Here is an 18,764-nt window from a genome sequence, read left to right as displayed (position 1 = left end):
GATGGGAAGGTGCCCTTCCTTCGCCGCTCAGGACGGGGGGATGACGCGGAGGTGGCCGCGGCGGCCGGGGGTGGGCGGGCCGTTGTGGGGCGGCTCCGGGGCGGGCTGGCGGGGGGCGGGGCGGGCTGCCTCGCGGACCGCTTCGGCCAGGGCCACCAGGTCGTCGGTGGTGGGCGGTGGGGGCTCGAACTCGCCGTCGTGGCGGACGAGGTCCCAGCCACGGGGAGCGGTCAGGCTCAGGGCGTGGGGTTCGCACAGGTCGTACGTGTGCGGCTCCTGGTACGCGGCGAGTGGGCCGACCACCGCCGTGGACTCCGCATAGACATAGGTCAGCGTTGCAACCGCCTGCCGGGGGCAGCCGTTACGAGAGCAACGCCGTGGAGACCTCACGGCGTGTGACGTTAGCGCCCCGCCGCGCACCGGCACGCCGGTTGCGCCGCGACACGCCGAGGGAAGGATCACGGCCCCGTACCGGGTACCGGCACTGGCGCTCGGGGATACATTTGCCGGGTGACCAGTCCCGCCCGCCGCCGCCCGACCGCCGCCCGCCGCCGACGCGACCGCCACGGCCGGGGTATGCGCGGTCGGCTGGTGCCGGCCAGCGTGCCCCTGGCCCGGACGAAGGCCGAGGTCTTCGACGAGCTGGTGCTGGACACGGTGGAGTCGCTCGAGGCGCGGTTCGCGACCGAGCTGGCCGGGGTGGAGTTCGCGGTCGAAGACGTGCCCCCGGACCTCAACGTCTACGACTCGGACGTGCTGGAGGACGGGCGGGTGCCGCTGGCGCGGCTGCTGCCGGGACGGCCGGGCAGGCACGGGGTGCCGCCGCGGATCGTGGTCTACCGGCGTCCGCTGGAGTTCCGGGCCTCAGATCGCGACGACCTGGGCGAGTTGGTGCGTGACGTGATCGTCGAGCAGGTCGCCAACCTGCTGGGCCTGAACCCCGACGATCTCGCGTAGCCGACCAGGCCGGACGCGCTCGCCGGAGCGGCGGTGTTGCTTGTCGGAGCGCTGCCGGACCGCCCCCACGGGCCGGCAGCGCTCGAAAGTCTCAGATCGCGCGGCGCTTGAGCTTGCGCCGCTCGCGCTCGGACAGTCCGCCCCAGATGCCGAAGCGCTCGTCATGCGACAGCGCGTACTCCAGGCACTCGGACTTGACCTCGCAGCGCGAGCAGATGCGCTTGGCCTCGCGGGTAGAACCACCCTTCTCGGGGAAGAACGCCTCCGGGTCAGTCTGGGAGCACAGCGCGTGCTCCTGCCACTCGGGCGCGTTGCCCAGCAGATCCGCCACGACGGGGCGACCGTCCATCTCCGCTGCCTCCTTATTGCGCGCCGGTCACGACCGGCGCAACCCCCCACCTGGAGAGCGTTTGTCCACATAGGCGGTTTTGTGGATGCCGCTACCTCCAGCCCCACGCAAAATTACACGCGTGTCCTACGTGCACCGTCAAGCTCACTCTGGTACACGCCCGGCAGGGCCGTTCGGTTCGGTATTTCACCGTCCCGCCACTGCCCTATCGATTCAGACCCGAAACCGGTGACGGCATGTCGGGCGTGTCGTGGCGAAATTCTGCTGGCGTGTCGAACTTGACGGCAGGGTGCTGACGACCTTCGGACAGGAGTGAGCCGCTAGCGCACGTAACTCGTGGTGCGCTGGCGGGCGGGCCGACCGGCGGCCGCGGCGATGGCGTGCAGCTGTTCCACCGTACGGGCCGAGCCGTGCGCCGATCCGGCCATCCGGGAAATCGTCTCTTCCATAAGAGTGCCCCCGAGGTCGTTGCAGCCCCCGTTGAGCATGGCCACGGTGCCCTCGTCGCCCAGCTTCACCCAGGAGCACTGGATGTTGGGGATACGCCCGTGCAGCAGCAACCGGGCCATCGCGTGCACCACCCGGTTCTCGCGCCAGGTCGCCCCCGCGCGCGAGATGCCGGCCAGGTAGATCGGGGCGTTGGTATGCACGAACGGCAGCGCCACGAACTCGGTGAAGCCACCGGTGCGGTCCTGCAGCCCGGCCAGCACCCGGAAGTGGCCCAGCCAGTGTTTCGGATGGTCGACGTGGCCGTACATCATCGTGGAGCTGGACCGGATGCCCAGCCGGTGCGCCGTCTCGACGGTCTCCACCCAGGCCGAGGTGGGCAGCTTGCCCTTGGTCAGCACCCAGCGCACCTCGTCGTCGAGGATCTCCGCGGCGGTGCCCGGAATGGTGTCCAGGCCCGCGTCCCGCAGGCGGGTCAGCCAGTCCGCCACGGACACGCCCGCTTTGGCGGCCGCGGTGACGATCTCCATCGGCGAGAAGGCGTGCACGTGCATTCCCGGCACCCGCTCCTTCACGGCGCGGACCAGGTCCGGGTACACCGAGACGGGCAGCTGCGGGTCGATGCCGCCCTGCACGCAGATCTCGGTCGCGCCGTCGCGCCAGGCCTCCTCGGCCCGGTCGGCGACCTGCTCGACACTCAGCCGGTACGCGTCGGCGTCGCGTTCACGCTGCGCGAACGCGCAGAACCGGCAGCCCACGTAACACACGTTCGAGAAGTTGATGTTCCGGTTGACCACATAGGTGACGTCGTCGCCGACCGTGTCCCGGCGTACGTCGTCGGCGATGCCGCACAGCTCGTCCAGCGCCGCCCCGTCGGCGTGCAGCAGGGCCAGCGCCGCCTCCTCGTGCACGGGCTCCAGCAGCGCCGCCGGGTTCTCCCGGGCGATCCGCAGCCCCGCCGCGAGCGCCCCCACGCTGACCGCGGGGCCCGCGCCAGCGGCCGCCGCCTCACCGACCGCGTTCCAGTCGCCGTACACCGTGTCGAAGTCGCCGCGCCGGTCGCCGGTGCGCCCCTCGGCGTCGATCTCGCGGTGCAGGTCGACGCGGCCGACCCCGCCCTCGACCTCGGGCTCCTGCCACGGGCGGCCGGTCACCGGCGCGTCCGCGACGGCCATGCCGTGCTCGTCGGCCAGGGCCCGCACGTGCGGGTGCAGCCGCGGGTCGAGCCACCGCTCGGCGCCGCGCACATAGTTCGGATACACCGTGAGCCGCTCGCGCAGCTCGAACCCTGCGGCGGCGGTCAGCGCCGCCAGCTCGTCCAGGTGCGGCCACGGCCGCTCCGGGTTCACGTGGTCGGGCGTCAGCGGCGACACCCCGCCCCAGTCGTCGATCCCGGCCTTGACCAGCAGCTCGAACGAGGCGTCGATGAGATTCGGCGGGGCCTGGATGCGCATGCCCGGCCCCATCAGCAGCCGCGTCACCGCGACCGTGGCAGCCAGGTCGAGCACCGACGCGTCGGGAGTGGAGCGCATCGCCGTGTCCGGCTTGGCCCGGAAGTTCTGCACGATGATCTCCTGCAGGTGCCCGTACTCCCGGGCGCTGCGGCGCAGCTCGAAGATCGCGTCGACCCGCTCGGCGTGCGTCTCCCCGATGCCGATCAGGATGCCCGTGGTGAACGGCACCCCCACGCGGCCCGCGTCGGCCAGCACCCGCAGCCGCACCGCGGGCTCCTTGTCCGGCGAGCCGTAGTGCGGGCCGCCCGGCTCCGACCACAGCCGCGTCGCGGTCGTCTCCAGCATCATGCCCATGCTCGGCGCCACCGGCCGCAGCCGCTGCAGATCCGGCCAGCTCATGACGCCCGGGTTCAGGTGCGGCAGCAGGCCGGTCTCCTCCAGCACCGCGATCGCCACCGACCGCAGGTAGTCGATCGTGGACGCGTACCCTCGCTCGGTCAGCCACTGCTGCGCCGCCGGCCACCGCTCCTCCGGCCGGTCACCCAGCGTGAACAGCGCCTCCTTGCAGCCCAGCGCCGCGCCCTGCCGGGCGATCGCCAGCACCTCGTCCCGGTCCAGGTAGGCCGCGGGCAGCCGGTGCGGCACCGTCGCGAACGTGCAGTAGTGGCACCGGTCACGGCACAGCCGGGTCAGCGGGATGAACACCTTCTTCGAGTACGTGATCACGCCCGGCCGCCCGGCGTCGCGCAACCCCGCGTCGCGTACCCCCGAAGCCAGCGCCAGCAGCTCGTCGAACGCCGCCCCCGAGGCGCTGAGCAGCGCAGTAGCCTCCGCGGCGTCCAATGCCCTCCCCGCCGCCGCACGCTTGAGCGCACGGCCGATCTCCGCGGAACCGACCACCGGCTGGGCAACGACCTCGCTGGACATGGAGGCCAGCCTACGACCCTGGCCCCGTCGGCCTCCCGCGGTGCGGGAGGATGTCGCCATGCGGATCGTGGTGCTGGCAGGTGGCATCGGCGGCGCGCGTTTCCTCGCCGGAGTGCGGGCCCACGCCCGCACCACCGGCGACGAGGTGACCGCCGTCGTCAACGTGGGCGACGACGTGTGGATGCACGGGCTGCGCATCACCCCCGACCTCGACTCCGTCATGTACACCCTCGGCGGCGGCATCGACCCCGAACGCGGCTGGGGCCGCGCCGGCGAGACCTGGACCGTCAAGGAAGAGCTGGCCAAGTACGGCGCGGAGCCCACCTGGTTCGGCCTCGGCGACCGCGACATCGCCACCCATCTGGTCCGCACCCGCATGCTCAACGCGGGCTACCCGCTGTCGGCCGTCGTCACCGCGCTCTGCGACCGCTGGCAGCCCGGCATCACCCTGCTGCCCGCCACCGACGACCGGCTCGAAACCCACGTCGTGGTCGCGGCCGAGGACGGCAGCGGCGACCAGGCCATCCACTTCCAGGAATGGTGGGTACGCCACCGCGCCGCGCTGCCCGCCAAGCAGTTCCGCTTCGTCGGCGCCGACACCGCCAAACCCGCCGCGGGCGTGCTCGACGCGCTCCAGGCCGCCGACATCGTGCTGCTCGCCCCCAGCAACCCCGTGGTGTCCATCGCGCCCGTGCTGGCCGTCAGCGCCCTGCGCGACGCCCTCGTCAGCGGCTCCGCCCCCGTCGTCGGCGTCTCCCCCATCATCGGCGGCAGCCCCGTACGCGGCATGGCCGACAAGTGCCTGTCCGCCGTGGACGTCGAATGCTCCGCCCAGGGCGTCGGCCGCCTGCTCGGAGCCCAATCCGCCGGCGGTGTGCTCGACGGCTGGCTCGTCGACACCGCAGACGCCCCCACCGACGTCCCCGGCGTACGTGTGCGCGCCGTACCCCTCTGGATGACCGATGACGACGCCACCGCCGCCATGGTTCGCGCAGCCCTGGAGTTGGGCGGCGTCGCGTGAATGAGCACACTGGTCACGGCAACGAGCGCAACGAGGTGGCGGCATGATCGACGGTTTCAGCGTGCACCCGGTGCGCGGCATCCCGGACGTGCAGCCTGGTGACGATCTGGCCAAACTCATCGTCGGTGCGGCCCCGTGGCTCGCCGACGGGGACATCCTCGTCGTCACCAGCAAGATCGTGTCGAAGTCGGAGGGTGCGCTGGCGTCGGTGCCTGTCGGGGGGCCTGAGCGGGAGGCGGCGCGGGAGCAGGTGCTGCGGTCGCAGACCGCCCGGGCGGTGGCCACGCGGGGGCATACGCGGATCGTGCAGACGCACCACGGGTTCGTGATGGCGTCCGCAGGGATCGACAACTCCAACGTCGACCGGTCCCAGCTTGTGCTGCTGCCGGTCGACCCGGACGCGTCGGCTCGGGCGCTGCGAGAGGCGCTACGGGAGCAGTACGGGCTCGATGTGGCCGTGATCGTCAGCGACACGATGGGCCGGCCGTGGCGTAACGGGCTGACGGATGTCGCCCTGGGGTGTGCGGGGATCGAGCCGCTGCGGGACCACCGCGGGGAGACGGATCCGTACGGCAACGAGCTGCAGATCACGCAGATGGCGGTCGTGGACGAGTTGGCGGCGGCTGCGGAGTTGGTGAAGGGGAAGGTCGATCGGGTGCCGGTCGCGGTCGTACGTGGGCTGCTCACGTCCACGCGGGACAGCAGCGGGGTGGTGCCAGCGCTGGTTCGGGATGCGGAGCATGATCTGTTCTCGCTCGGTACCGCGGAGGCGCGGGAGCAAGGGCGGGCGGAGGCGCTCGGCCAGGCCTGATTCACAGGCGCTCGCTGGGTTATCCACAGGTCACCAGGTAAGGGCTGTGCTCAGCGTGGTCAATCCGTTACCCTGCCCGCAGACGTGACTCCGGCGGGTGTGGATCGATTGGTGCCGGGGCCGTCCCCATTGCGCGCTTCTTTGGGGAGGGAAGCATGCCTGAACGACGTGTACCGGTACAGATCACCGTCGACCTAGCCGGTTTACGCGAGGTCAGCGCCAGCCTTCGGCACCAGACTGAGGCGGATCTCAAGCCCGGGCTAAACGCGGCAAAAGACAGGATGGGCTGGAGTGCGGAATTCTGTCTCGCACTGGATTGTGCTGAAGGAAGGGCTGCCCGCGTCTCGGCAGATGACGTACTAGCCCAGCACTGGCGCAACGCCGATTTACAGATCCAGATCATCGAGATACTGAATAACGCCTTGGACCAAATCGCGAAGAACTATGCCGACGCCGATGCACGTGCGGCGGCTCGCATCTTCGATGTGGACAAGGAACTCGATAAGGCGTTTACCCTATTGAGAGAGGCAGCAGCCAACCAGGCTCCTCCGCCGAGAGGAATGCTCCCATGACCACAAGGCCAGGGGGCATGCTTTCCTCTGAAGGAGGCTACGTCGCAAGGCAGCAAGGTGCCTTGGCTATTTGGCCGACAATAGGAACCACCAATTGGGTTGCGGTCGATCCGCCACGGGTCTGGGACATGCTTCAGCAGGAGGATGTTGCCCTCGGCTTGAAGCAGGTCGACGGCCTGCGAGCTTATGCATCGGTCGTTACGGCGCAAGCTGACAGACTATCGAGCCACCGTGCGGCGCTCGCGCAGATCTGGCCAGCCGAACAGAGCCAGGCCGCAACAATCGCTTTAAAAAAACTCGACAAAATGATAGCGGTGCTTCGATATGACAGCGAGGCCGCGATTCAGAATGCGCTCGCCATCCAGGGGATTGTAGAAGCGACGGCGAAAGCCAAGCGCGAGGTCCACCGAGTCGTGCAAGCGTGGGAGCTGACTACCAAGGACGGCGGCCCAGAGTGGTGGGATCGGGAAGCCACCCGGCTCAGTTACCTAACAGAGCAGACAATGATGGCGACCGAACGGGCAATACGTGACCATCGCGGTCAGATGGTCAGACCTCCCGACTGGAAAGAAGTCGATGACGGAACTCTAGTAGGGCCGATGCCTCCCCTGCGGGAAGAACCCGCCAGCGGGCCGTCGGTAACCAATACAGGGCGAGGCCGCGGCCAAACCGTCCAGCGGCCCATTCCACCGAGCCTTCCCGGTCGGCCACCGTTGGTCACCTTGCCGCCGCCAGGGCCAGAAGGACCAGGTCCGGATCTGCAGGGCTCAACGCCACCCGTTCCGGCTGTTCCCGGCCAGCCGGTTTCTATGTTGCCAATCGCGCCCGGCAATCAATATGCACCATATGGTGGCGGCTATGTACTGCCAGGCCCAGGCGTCGGCCCGAACGGATACGTGGTGGCGCTTCCCCCACCTGGGAGCGGCGGTGCCGCAGTCGTGTCACAGCCTCGGACTGCCGCCGCGTCGCCGGGATTGATGCCGATGCCCATGGGCGGGGCGTTGGGACAGCAGGGTGGGCGAAGCGACTCGTCCTACCGGCGTGGCGCAGATACTCGCTGGGAAGTCGCGCATGGCGTGACACCGGTCATCCGGCCCGAGGCTGTCAGACAGACCTCCCCTACGGAGGAGGAGACCGAGGAACAGTTCCGTCAGTGGTTCACCAGGACGGCCTTGCCCTGGCGCAACGACGAGACGCCCAATGGCCCCACCCCGATTGTCACAATCCGGCGAGGAGGCGGACCATCTTGAGCCGATTCGTCAAGATGATCAGCGCACTTGCCACCCTGACCTTGACGGTGGCGACGCTTGGTGTCGCCACGCCGACCTGGGCTGATGAGGTCTCCGATGGACAGTGGTTCCACTCGTTCCTCCGTACAACAGAAGCGCATCGGATCACCGAAGGAGCTGGCGTAACAGTCGCCGTCATTGACAGCGGAGTAGATGCCACACATCCGGATCTAAAAGGCTCGGTACTGCCGGGGGCGGACCTCACCGAGGAGGGACTCGGCAACGGTTGGACCGACCGAGAGGGACATGGCACTGCCATGGCAGGACTAATCGCGGCGCATGGAAAGGTCAGAGGACTAGCACCCGCAGCAAAGATCATGCCCGTCCGGGAGTCGGTCTGGGGGGTTGGAACGACCACGGAAATTGTGGATGCAATCAATTGGGCGACAGCCCAAAAGGTCGACGTAATCTCAATTTCCTTGGCCATGGACTTCGACGACCCCACCATGCGAACGGCGGTCGCCGCTGCGTTGAAGGCAGACATCGTGGTCGTTGCAGGAGCGGGCAACAAGCCCGATTCCGCCGTGGGGTTCCCTGCTGCCATACCCGGGGTCGTCGCGGTCGCGGGGGTTGGACGAGATGGTGAGCACGCGAAGATTTCCGTAACCGGTACGGCCATCGTGATCTCGGCGCCGAGCGATGACATCAGCAGCACGGGACTAGGACACCTCTGGAGGAAAGGCACTGGAACCTCAGATGCGACAGCGATCGTCGCAGGCGCGGTTGCCCTGGTACGTGCAAAGTACCCGGATCTCTCCGGGCCAGAGATCGTCCACCGAATCACCTCGACTGCCATCGACAAGGGTCCGGCCGGGCGGGATGCGCAGTATGGCTTCGGTGTACTCGATGTCGTCGGCGCGCTGACGGCAGACGTGCCGCCACTGGGCTCTTCGACGCCATCCCCCGGAGGCACGAAGGACCCCGCGTCTGACGGCCCGAATCCGTGGCCATGGGTGATCGGTGCCATCGTGGCTATGGGAGCGTTGGTGCTGGTCCTCAGATCACGCCGGCGTAGGTGAGCGGCCCGCGAGCATCGCATGGCCCAGGGGCGTGAGGGTATGCAGAACCGTGTTCCGGTCGCGGAGGCTGTGCACCAGGCCGGCCTCGCGCAGCACCGCCACATGCTGGCTGGCCGCCGCCGGAGACACGTCGAGCCGCCGAGCAAGCTCCGTCGTCGTACTCCCGTCGGCGAGCAACTCCACCACCGCAGCCCGCGTACGCCCCAACAGCGCCGCCAGCGCCTCCTGACTGCGCACCACCGCAGCCCGCGCCTCGTGATGCACCGAGTACACCAGCACCGGCGGCAGCTCCGGATCGAACAGGCACACGGGCTTGCTGGGCGTCTTGAAGTACGACGGAACCAGCTGCAGCCCACGCCCCTCCAAGAAAACGTCCCGATTCGACGGATACTCGGAGATCTCCAGCACGCTGCCGTCGAACCGCACCGTCGGGTGCAACGTGTTGAGCAGCCCTTCGGTACCCGATTCGAGCATCGTCCGGGCGCGCAGTCCACGATCCGCGTCGACAGCGGTACGCACCCGGTCCCACATCGGCGCGATGGCCGTCTCGTGATACCGGCTGATGGCCGTGCCAAGCTCGCCGAGCGCCCGGGTCGCTCCCCCACCGACGTCGTCGATGACGCCGGACAGCGAGCCCTGCGCATCGCCCAGCGCGTTGATCTCCTTGCGCAGCCGGTCCCTGGGCGTGGACAGCACGGCTTCGAGGCCGGGCGCGAAGCCGGCGGCGGCTTCGGGCGGGGTGAGGAAGTCGGGGAAGTAGCCGACCGGCGGGTTCAGGGCAAGCAGCAGGCCGACCTGGTCGCGCAGGGCCCCGCCCGGCTTCAGGTCGGTGATCATGCGGTTCTTCCAGCCGCCCAGCAGCGGATCGGTGCCGCGGTATCGCAGCAGGTGGATGCTGAGCGCGAGTTCCCACATCGGGTCCGGCATCGACGAGATCCGCGTACGGACCAGGTCGGCGCTGGTGAAGTGGATACGCAGCATGGGCTCTCCGGGCTAGGGGTCGGCGCTGACTCTACCGGCCGAGGTGACCTGGGTCTTTAAGTCACAACCGAAAGACGTAGACCCTTCGCCATTCGGTGGATGATCCTTGGCGCAGCCTGGGGAACCGAGGCGGCACCTCTTCTTGAGGAGCGAACTCGGCCGTACGGGGGCGTACGGGGCGATGCGGTAGCGGCTGATCGGTTTGCCGGGGGGCAAGCCGATCGGCCGCTCCGTACGCGGGGCGAGGCTACGGAACCCCAGTTCAAAGCCACAGCGCGATGCGGTGATCCTCATCGGCCACATAGAGCGGAGCGCCCTCGCGTTCGCTGATGCCTTCGACGTGGTGCAGCGGTGCCAGGTCGGCGACCAGGGTCGGGGCGATCAGCGCCGGGCCGGTGCCGTCGGGCAACCGGAAGCGCAGGTGCCGACAGGTGGCGTCGCGGGCGTCGGGGTGCTGCTCCAGCAGGATGGAACCCTTGTCGAGGGCGTCGATGGAGCCGACGACGATGTCGTAGGCCCCGTCCTCGCGGGCCGAGAGCGCCCGTACGCCGAGCGGCCCCTGGGCGATGCCGGTGAGTGCGTACACCCCGGTCACGCCGAGGGTTTCCGCACCGCTGAACAGGCCGGGCACACCGGAGAGCTCGACCAGGATCGGCTCGCCCGCCGCGGTGACCGGCCAGCGGAGGCCGGCCAGCAGCGTGCCGCGGGCGGTGAACGCCGCGCCCTCGATGTTGACCGGGTGGTCGCCGGGGGCGAGCTGGCTGGTCCAGCGTTTGCCTTTGGCGTTGCCGCGACGAACGGCCTCGGTCACGAAGCCCGCGTGCACCACGTCCCGGACCGGCTCGGGGGCAGCCGGGTGCCCGGTGGCGGCCAGCGCGGCGAGCGCGTCGTTGACGGCACGGTGCAGGGCGAACCGGTGTCTGATGATCTGGAGCTGCGGCCGGGCCGATTCGCGGAAGCGGGCGACGAAGGCGCGTTTGGGCTGGAGCGGGCCGGCCTTGGAGCCGAAGTGCGAGCCGAGCACGTACACCCAGCCGTCGAGCCGGGCCAGCGCCTCGGCGTCCTCGGTGCGGCCCTCGTGCTCGCCGGCCGTCGCTTTGACGTGCTCGGCCCGCCAGTCGCCGTCGTGCTGCTCGACGAGCAGCGCCAGGCATTCCTCGGCCGGGCCCTCGTCGAGGACGGTCCAGTAGGCCCGGCGGGCGCCGAGTTCGGCGAGAAGACCTTCGTCGTGTACGGGTAGCAGGTCGCTCGCCTCGTTGCCCGCCGCGGACAGCTCCACCAGTCGCATGGAGATCAGCGTAGGCAGTCGAGGCGAGCCGCGTCCCGGGTCAGATGCGGCTGTCGCCGCGCTCCTTGAGCTCGTCGACCAGCTTCTTGACGTCCTGGGCCCGGTCGCGCGGGCAGACCAGCACCGCGTCCGGGGTGTCGACCACGATCACGTCGCGCATGCCGAGGGCGGCGACGAGCCTGCCGGACTGCGGCACGACGACGGTGCCGGTGGAGTCGTGCAGGAGCACCTCGGGCTTGCCGCCGTCGAGGGTGGCGCTGTCGCCGACGATCACGTTGCCGGCGTCGTCGGCGGGCAGCACGTCACCGAGGGTGTGGAAGTCGCCGACGTCGTTCCAGCCGAAGTCGCCGGGCACGGTCGCGACGAGCCCGGCGGCGGCGGCGCCTTCCATGACGGCGTAGTCGACGGAGATCTTGGGCAGGGTGGGCCAGATCTCGCCGAGCACCCGGTCGCGGTCGGCGGTGTCCCAGGCGGCCGCGATGCGGATCAGCCCGTCGTGCAGTTCGGGCTGCTGGCGGTGCAGCTCCTTGAGGAACACGTCGACCCGCCAGACGAACATGCTGGCGTTCCACAGGTAGCGGCCGGAGCGCACGTACTCGGTCGCGACGTCCAGGGAGGGCTTCTCCTTGAACTCGTCGACGGTGCGGATCGGGCCGTCGATCGTCTTGCCGCACTGCAGGTAGCCGTACCCGGTCTCGGGGTGGGTGGGGGTGATGCCGACGGTCATCAGCAGGCCGCGGCGGGCGCCGGCCTCGGCGTCGCGCAGCACCTCGACGAACCGGGCCCCGTCGCGGACCAGGTGGTCGGCGGCGAACGAGCCCATCACGGCCTCGGGGTCGCGCTGGGCGATGACCGCGGCGGCCAGGCCGATGGCGGCGCAGGAGTCGCGCGGGCTGGGCTCGATGAGGATGTTGGAGTCGGGCAGATCGGGCAGCTGCCGCGCGATTCCGGGCGCGTGGGCGACCCCCGTCACCACGTACGTGTCGCCGAGCGCGGCCACCGGGGCGAGCCGGGCCACGGTCGCCTGGATGAGCGTCTCGGCGGTGCCCGTCAGGGGGTGCAGGAACTTCGGGTTCGTGGCGCGCGACAGCGGCCAGAGACGGGTTCCACTTCCACCTGCGGGAATGACGGCGTGCAGCATCCGCCCATTCTGCCTGACGAGTGTGAACGCGAGCTGCACCCCGCCCGCGACACCAGCCGCGTTCGCCTGCTAGTGGGCGGGGTGCGGGCAGCTCAGCGCGGGTGCCGCATCGAGCGCTGCCAGGCGGTGACGTGCGCGTCGGCGCTGGAGCTCCAGCTGAACTCCTTCGCCCGGGCCAGGCCGGCCGCGGCCAGCGCGGACCGGCGCGCCTCGTCGTCGAGCAGGCTGGCGAGGTCCTTGCCGATGTGGTCGGCGTCCTGGCTGGTGTACGCGACCGCGTCGCCGCCGACCTCGGGCAGTGACAGCCTGGGCGTGGTCAGCACCGGCGCGCCGCAGGCCATGGCCTCCAGGATCGGCAGGCCGAAGCCCTCGCCGTGGCTCGGGTACGCGCACAGCACCGCGCCGCCGAGGAAGCCGGGCAGGTCGGCGTACCGCAGATAGCCGGGGCGCACCAGCCGCAGATGTGCGGGCACCTCGGTGGCCACCCGGTCGATCTCGTCGTCGTGGCCCTGGCCGCCGGCCAGCACCAGCGCGGGCGGGTCGACCCGGTCGCGCACCGCCGCGATCCAGCCCCGGACCAGGTTCGGGACGTTCTTGCGGGGCTCCTTCGCGCCGAGGAACGCGATGTAGCTCTGGTCGCCGAGCCCGAGCCGGGACCGCACCCGGGCCTTCTCCTCCTCGCCGGGCACATGAAAGGCGGTGTGGTCGACGCCGTGGTAGGCCACGTCGATGCGGGTCGGGTCGGCGTCGAGCAGCCGGATCAGCTCGTCGCGGGTGGCCTTGCTGGGCACGATGACCCGCTCGGCCCGGCGCAGCGACGTCTTGATCGCGGACCGGAAGAAGGTGCCGCGCGACTTCTCGTAGTGCTCCGGCTCGGTGAAGAAGGTCGCGTCGTGCACCGTCACCGTCACCGGGCAGCTGGCCCGCAGCGGGCAGGTGTAGAACGGCGAGTGCAGCACCTGCGCGCCGACCTGCTGGGCGAGCAGCGGCAGGCCGGTCTGCTCCCAGGCGAGCCGGGCCGGGCGGTGCGACACCGCGGCGGGCGCGGCGACGACCTGCGCATGCGGCAGGGTGCGGGCGTAGCGCTCCTGGTCGGTGCGCTGGGAAACCACGACCAGGTCGATGTCGGAATGGTCGGCGAGGGCGCCGAGCAGGCCGTCGAGGTACCTACCCGCGCCGCCGCGATCAGCGGGGACGCTGGTGGCGTCGACAAGCACCCGGGGAGAGCGAGCGATCGTCACGGTGAACACTCCTTGTGGGGGTGTGCAGCGCAGCCCAGCCGACCGCCGCTCTGCGGTTGTGAGACTGTGCGCTGTTTCACAGCAGTCACGCTTCAGACTACGCCCGACATGCCCCATGGCAAGGTCCACGACGCGGCAGTGTCGGTAGCCTGACCACGTGTCCACCATCGGTCAGCTTTTCGCCGCGACGGTCGCCGCCGATCCGGCAAAACCGCTTCTCACCTGGTACGACGACGCGACAGGCGAGCGTACCGAGCTCTCCGGCGCGACCCTGGCCAACTGGGTGTCCAAGACGGCGAACCTGCTCGTCGACGGGTGCGGCCTCGGCCCGGGCAGTGTCGCGTCGATCTCGCTGCCACCGCACTGGCAGACCGCCTCGATCATGCTGGCCTGCTGGACGGCGGGCCTGGCCGTGTCGCACAGCGCGGACGTGCCGGCCGACGTCGCCTTCGTCGAGCCCGAGGCCGAGGCCGCCCCGGCCGCGCCCGACACGTACGCGGTGAGCCTTCACCCGTTCGCGCTACCGCTGCGTGGGCTCCCGCCGGGCGTGTCGGACTGGGTCAGCTCGGCCCGCGCCCACGGCGACTTCTACGGCGGCCCCGCCGCCGACCCCGGCGCACCGTCGCTGGTCGGCCTGCCCGGTGGCGGCGGTTCGATCACGCACGTGGAGCTGGCGGAGCGCTCGCTGGCCCGCGCGAAGGAGCTGGAGATCGCCAAGGGCGACCGGGTGCTGATCGACATCGGGGCGCACCCGCGTCCGCTGGACTGGCTGACCGCCCCGATCGCCGCCGGCGCGTCCCTGGTCCTGTCGTACCGCACCGCCTCCGGCATCCTCGACTCCCGCGCAGCGACGGAACACGCCCGCCTCGTCCCCTGACCTGTCGGCCGTCACCGAGGCCCACCCCGCCCTGCCCCACCTTGATAGACGCTGGCCTATCACATCGAAAAATCGGCACCCGGATTCGATGAGATAGGCCAGCGTCGATGACAAGCAGGGGCGTCAGCGGGACGCCGAGGTCTCAGCGGGACTTGGCGAGGTGTTCGAAGGCGAGGAGGGAGTCGGGGTTGGCCAGCGCACCCTTGGCGGCGGCCGACTCGACGGGGGTGCCGGTGAGGATGCGCTTGACCGGGACTTCGAGCTTCTTGCCCGACAGCGTGCGCGGCACCGCCGCCACCTGGTGGATCACGTCCGGGATGTGGCGGGGCGACAGGGCGGTACGCAGCTCGCGGGCGATCTTGGACTTGAGCGCGTCGTCGAGTTCGAGGCCGGGCTGGAGCACCACGAACAGCAGCAGCTCGCCCGCCCCGCCCTCGTCGTCCTCCAGGTGCACGACGACCGAGTCGGCGACCTCGCTCATGCCCTCGACGACGGAGTAGAACTCGGCGGTGCCGAGGCGTACGCCGCCGCGGTTGAGGGTCGCGTCGGAGCGGCCGGTGATCACGCAGGTGCCGCGGTCGGTGACGGTGATCCAGTCGCCGTGCCGCCAGACGCCCGGGAACACGTCGAAGTAGGCCTCGCGGTAGCGGGAGCCGTCGTTGTCGCCCCAGAAGCCGACCGGCATGCTCGGCATAGGCGCGCTGATGACCAGTTCGCCGAGGGCGTTGTCGAGCGGCTTGCCGGTCGGGTCGTACGCCTCGACCTTCGCCCCGAGCGCACGGGCCGCGATCTCGCCGGGGTAGACCGGGTTGAGCGGGGTGCCGCCGACGAAGCCGGTGCACACGTCGGTGCCGCCGGACAGCGAGATCAGCAGCAGGTCGGGCTTGACGTTCTCGTACACCCAGACGTAGCCCTCGGGCGGCAGCGGCGCGCCCGTCGAGCCCAGGCCGCGCAGCTTGGACAGGTCCGCGATCTCCCGCGGCACGATGCCCTCCTTGCGGCAGGCCAGCAGGTACGGCGCGGAGGTGCCGAAGTAGGTCATGCCCGCCTGCTCGGCCAGGCGCCACAGCGCGCCCAGGTCGGGGGCGGCCGGGTTGCCGTCGAACAGCACGATCGCCGCGCCCACGGCCGGGCCGGAGACCAGGTAGTTCCACATCATCCAGCCGGTGGTGGAGAACCAGAAGTAGCGGTCGCCCGGCCCCAGGTCGTGGTGCAGGGCGAGCATCTTCAGGTGCTCCAGCAGGATGCCGCCGTGGCCGTGCACGATCGGCTTGGGCAGGCCGGTGGTGCCGGAGGAGTAGAGGACGTACAGCGGCTGGGCGAACGGGACGGGCGTGAACTCCAGCGGCTCGTCGGTGTCGGCGGCCAGCTCGCCGAGACCCACCACCCCCTGGGTGTACGGCAGCAGCACGGTGTGCGCCAGCGACGGCAGCGCCGCCTGGATGGCCGCGACCTCGCCCTGCCGGTCGATGAGCTTCACGCCGTACTTGTAGCCGTCGACGGCGACCAGGACCTTCGGGGAGATCTGCTGCCAGCGGTCGGTGACGCTGCGGGTGCCGAACTCGGGCGCGCACGACGAGAAGATCGCGCCGAGGCTCGCCGTGGCCAGCATCAGCACCACGGTCTCCGGGATGTTCGGCAGGTACGCCGCCACCCGGTCGCCCTCGCCGACGCCGAGCCGGCGCAGCCCGGCCCGCGCCCGGCGGACCTGCTCGCGCAGCTGCGCGGCGGTCAGGATGACCGGTTCGCGGGTCTGCGAGTAGCCCAGCACGACCGGCTCGTCGTCGCCGATGCCGGGCATGCGCAGCACGTGCTCGGCGTAGTTCAGCGTCGCGCCGGGGAACCACTCCGCGCCCGGCATGGTGGCGTCGGGCAACACATCCGTCGGCTGGTCGTGGGCGATGACGTCGAAGTAGTCCCAGATCGAGGACCAGAAACCGGCCAGGTCGGTGGTGCTCCAGCGCCAGAGTTCGTCGTACGTGCCGAAGGTCAGCCCGCGCTCGCGCTCCAGCCAGCCCAGGTAGTCGCCGATGCGGGAGTGCTGCCTGATGTCGGCCGGTGGGGTCCACAGCGCTTCGGTCATCATGATCCTCTCCCGCGATACCTCGTCGTGCCGCTGGTGGCATCCTGCCGCATGGCACGACGGATCATTCTCCGACCTGGCACGCGGTGCCCGCGCTGGGTCGGGGCACATCGCGGCCCGGCCGGGAGTGGGCCGGGCCGACACCCCGTCAGGCGCCGTCGGCGCGGTGGCGGTCGATGGCCTGGCGGCGGGCGAGGCGGTGCTCGCGGCGGATCTCGGCCTCGTGCCAGCGGCGGACGTCGTCGGGGCTCTCCGGAACGACCTGCGGCACGTGCCGGGGGTTGCCGTCGGCGTCGACCCCGACGAACACCAGGTACGCCGTGGCGACGTTGACCGGCTCGCGGTCGGCCTCGTTCCAGCGTTCGGCGAACACCGTCACGCCGATCTCCAGCGAGGTCTTGCCGGTCCAGTTGACCTGCGCCTTGGCGTGCACCAGGTCGCCGACCTTGACCGGCACCATGAGCGTGATCTCGTCGATGGCGACGGTCACCGCGTTGAACCCGCAGTGCCGGGCCGCGGCGGCGCCCGCCGCGTCGTCCACGAACTTCATGATCACGCCACCGTGCACGGTGCCGTAGAGGTTGACGTCCTGGTTCGTCATGATGCGGCTCAGCGTGACCCGCGAGAACGCGGTCGGTCGGCCGGGCGGCGGAGTGTCGATCACGCCGTTCACCGTACGCCCCTCCTCCGAACGGTTGACGAACGGCAGGATTTCCGTAAGGTAGCGCCACATGCGTCATGTATGGAGCCTTCTCGCCGGAATTGTGATCACGCCCCTGGCCTGGTTCGCCGTCGCCTACGGACAGGCCGTCATGTTCGACGCCGCGCAGATCGGCGGCACCCGTCCGCTGTGGCTGGGGCTGGCGCTGTTCGCCGCCGTCGGCCTGCTGCTCGGCCTGATCGGAAGCCTGCGGGTGTCGCCCGCGGGACCGCTGTTCGTGGCCGTGGGCTACCTCGGCATGACCGGGTTGCTCATCGCGCGGCCCGAGACCGCCAAGCAGGCACTTCCCGACCTGGTGCAGGTCGGTGGCACCCTGGTCGTCCCGCTCAGCCCGGTGTCCACCGGCGTGCTGGGGCTGATCGGCGCGATGCTGCTGATCGCCGTGGCGAGCCTGCAGCGCTGGCGCGGCTGGCCGCGCCCGGACGCGGCGACCGAGCCGACCTGGCCGGAGATGCTCGCCCCGACCGCAGCCGACCGCGACGAGAACACCCTGGCAGACCGGGACACCTTCAACGGATTCGCGGACTTGCGGACCCCGGCAGCGACGAGCGGCGTCGATGCGCCATCCTGGAGCGCGCCAACCAAGGTCTGACCCCGGAGGCATGGATGCGCCACATTGGATCGTTTCTGCTCGCGCTCGTGTTCGCCCCAGCGATCTTTCTGCTGACCGGCACCGGGCTCAGCGCCTTCCAGACCATGTGGGTCAACGGCGGAGCGCCGTCCGCGGTCGTCGACGCCGCCGTCGCCGCGGGCGCCCTGCTGCTGGCGAGCGCCCTCTACGCGATCCTCACCATGGTGCGGCTGTCGCCGGTCGGCCCGTTCCTGGCCGGCCTGGGCATGCTGGGCATGAGCGTGTGGGCGGCGGGCTGGCAGCAGTCCTATGCCGACACGTTCGCGATGCTCGACGTGCACATGGGCGGCGCGGTCGGCCAGTCCGGCCTGGGCCTGGTGCTGTCGCTGCCGCTGCTGGCCACGGTGGCCAGCCCGCGCCGCTGGCGCAAGCACGAGCGGCTGGCCGACGAGACCGTGGCGCTGGCGGCGTATCCGCTGCAGCAGGGCCGCCCGGCCGTGCCCGCGGACCAGACCCGGGCCTTCACCAGCGTGCCCGGCGAGACCGGGTACACCGGCCTGCCGGACGTGCCGCCGCCGTCGCTGCACTACCCGCGCGCCACGCCGCAGGGCGTCCCGACGGTGAACGTGCCGCCCGCACCTGCCGCACCGGTCACCCCGCCCGCGCCCGCGAAGGCGGCTCCGGCCAAGACTCCCAAGGCTCCCAAGGCCACGCCGACCGCCGAGGCCCCACCGCTGCCGCGCCGCACTCCCTCCGCCGAGTCGGCCGTCGCCGCCGCCGCGGCCACCCCGCCGACGCCCCCGGCTCAGGCCGTGACCCAGCCGACGCCGCCGGCGGCTCCTCCCGTTCCGCCGCAGCGTTCGGCCCCGTCGCAGGCGGCCACGCCGCCGGCCACGCAGACCCCGGCTCCGCCGCCGCTGCCGGAGGAGTCGACGGTCATGCTGACCCCGCCCGCCGACCAGCAGACCATCAAGCTGGAGAAGGACTGACAGACCCCGAACGGGCCCACGACCTG

Annotated in this window: 16 protein-coding genes and 1 pseudogene; 8 read left to right on the top strand and 9 right to left on the bottom strand. The window is 70.6% G+C overall.

Translation table 11 applies throughout. The features are described from left to right. Window positions 1-27: 27 nt before the first annotated feature. Entirely contained in the window at window positions 28-390 is a 363-nt protein-coding gene (locus AB0B66_RS03380) for a DUF3499 domain-containing protein (protein ID WP_360522190.1), read from the bottom strand. Between the two features lie 186 nt (window positions 391-576). On the opposite strand from AB0B66_RS03380, the gene AB0B66_RS03375 reads away from it, so the two are divergent. Next, window positions 577-957 carry a metallopeptidase family protein gene (locus AB0B66_RS03375; RefSeq protein ID WP_230686544.1) on the top strand — a complete coding sequence of 127 codons (381 nt, stop codon included), beginning with the start codon at window positions 577-579 and terminating at the stop codon, window positions 955-957. A gap of 91 nt (window positions 958-1,048) precedes the next feature. Here the strand turns inward: AB0B66_RS03375 and AB0B66_RS03370 are convergent, their stop codons facing one another. Beyond that, on the bottom strand, window positions 1,049-1,306 hold the full coding sequence (locus AB0B66_RS03370) for a WhiB family transcriptional regulator (RefSeq protein ID WP_120316911.1): 258 nt from the start codon (window positions 1,304-1,306) through the stop codon (window positions 1,049-1,051). Window positions 1,307-1,626: 320 nt separating this feature from the next. Beyond that, on the bottom strand, window positions 1,627-4,134 hold the full coding sequence (locus AB0B66_RS03365; protein WP_360522187.1) for a bifunctional FO biosynthesis protein CofGH: 2,508 nt from the start codon (window positions 4,132-4,134) through the stop codon (window positions 1,627-1,629). Between the two features lie 58 nt (window positions 4,135-4,192). Here AB0B66_RS03365 and cofD point away from each other — a divergent pair, with 58 nt between their 5' ends. The 4 genes and pseudogenes from cofD (at window position 4,193) to AB0B66_RS03345 (ending at window position 8,846) form a co-directional block, all read left to right on the top strand. Continuing rightward, window positions 4,193-5,155 (top strand): 2-phospho-L-lactate transferase, encoded by a 963-nt coding sequence (gene cofD / locus AB0B66_RS03360; RefSeq protein ID WP_360522184.1) that lies wholly within the window; start codon window positions 4,193-4,195, stop codon window positions 5,153-5,155. A gap of 43 nt (window positions 5,156-5,198) precedes the next feature. Continuing rightward, a pseudogene (locus tag AB0B66_RS03355) lies at window positions 5,199-5,930 on the top strand (coenzyme F420-0:L-glutamate ligase); the annotation flags it as partial. 191 nt (window positions 5,931-6,121) lie between these two features. Further along, the gene (locus tag AB0B66_RS03350; RefSeq protein ID WP_360522181.1) at window positions 6,122-6,538 is read left to right on the top strand and encodes a hypothetical protein; all 417 of its coding nucleotides are present in this window, start codon (window positions 6,122-6,124) and stop codon (window positions 6,536-6,538) included. A gap of 1,246 nt (window positions 6,539-7,784) precedes the next feature. Next, entirely contained in the window at window positions 7,785-8,846 is a 1,062-nt protein-coding gene (locus AB0B66_RS03345) for a S8 family serine peptidase (protein WP_360522178.1), read from the top strand. Here the strand turns inward: AB0B66_RS03345 and AB0B66_RS03340 are convergent. From AB0B66_RS03340 to AB0B66_RS03325, 4 genes are all read right to left on the bottom strand, one after another. Further along, window positions 8,829-9,827: a winged helix-turn-helix domain-containing protein gene (locus AB0B66_RS03340; protein ID WP_360522175.1), complete on the bottom strand. Its 999-nt coding sequence runs from the start codon at window positions 9,825-9,827 to the stop codon at window positions 8,829-8,831. The two genes, AB0B66_RS03345 and AB0B66_RS03340, sit on opposite strands and share 18 nt — an antisense overlap. Window positions 9,828-10,089: 262 nt before the next feature. Next, window positions 10,090-11,121 (bottom strand): hypothetical protein, encoded by a 1,032-nt coding sequence (locus tag AB0B66_RS03335; protein ID WP_360522925.1) that lies wholly within the window; start codon window positions 11,119-11,121, stop codon window positions 10,090-10,092. Window positions 11,122-11,155: 34 nt separating this feature from the next. After that, the gene (locus tag AB0B66_RS03330) at window positions 11,156-12,256 is read right to left on the bottom strand and encodes a mannose-1-phosphate guanylyltransferase (protein ID WP_360522172.1); all 1,101 of its coding nucleotides are present in this window, start codon (window positions 12,254-12,256) and stop codon (window positions 11,156-11,158) included. 92 nt (window positions 12,257-12,348) lie between these two features. Next, complete coding sequence (locus AB0B66_RS03325; RefSeq protein ID WP_360522169.1) at window positions 12,349-13,497, bottom strand: glycosyltransferase family 1 protein; 1,149 nt, start codon at window positions 13,495-13,497, stop codon at window positions 12,349-12,351. 157 nt (window positions 13,498-13,654) lie between these two features. On the opposite strand from AB0B66_RS03325, the gene AB0B66_RS03320 reads away from it, so the two are divergent. Continuing rightward, window positions 13,655-14,374 (top strand): TIGR03089 family protein, encoded by a 720-nt coding sequence (locus AB0B66_RS03320; protein ID WP_360522166.1) that lies wholly within the window; start codon window positions 13,655-13,657, stop codon window positions 14,372-14,374. A gap of 142 nt (window positions 14,375-14,516) precedes the next feature. On the opposite strand, the gene AB0B66_RS03315 is transcribed toward AB0B66_RS03320, so the two are convergent. Next, entirely contained in the window at window positions 14,517-16,457 is a 1,941-nt protein-coding gene (locus tag AB0B66_RS03315; RefSeq protein WP_360522922.1) for an acetoacetate--CoA ligase, read from the bottom strand. Window positions 16,458-16,605: 148 nt separating this feature from the next. Further along, window positions 16,606-17,058 (bottom strand): hotdog domain-containing protein, encoded by a 453-nt coding sequence (locus AB0B66_RS03310; RefSeq protein ID WP_360522919.1) that lies wholly within the window; start codon window positions 17,056-17,058, stop codon window positions 16,606-16,608. A gap of 130 nt (window positions 17,059-17,188) precedes the next feature. On the opposite strand from AB0B66_RS03310, the gene AB0B66_RS03305 reads away from it, so the two are divergent. Both AB0B66_RS03305 and AB0B66_RS03300 read left to right on the top strand, forming a co-directional pair. Next, entirely contained in the window at window positions 17,189-17,770 is a 582-nt protein-coding gene (locus AB0B66_RS03305) for a hypothetical protein (protein ID WP_360522163.1), read from the top strand. 14 nt (window positions 17,771-17,784) lie between these two features. Next, a complete protein-coding gene (locus AB0B66_RS03300) occupies window positions 17,785-18,738 on the top strand; it encodes a hypothetical protein (RefSeq protein ID WP_360522160.1) in 954 nt (317 codons plus the stop codon). Window positions 18,739-18,764 lie beyond the last annotated feature (26 nt).

Source organism: Catellatospora sp. NPDC049111, assembly GCF_040648615.1.
Lineage (GTDB): Bacteria > Actinomycetota > Actinomycetes > Mycobacteriales > Micromonosporaceae > Catellatospora > Catellatospora aurea.
This window is presented reverse-complemented; position numbering and strand designations above follow the sequence as displayed.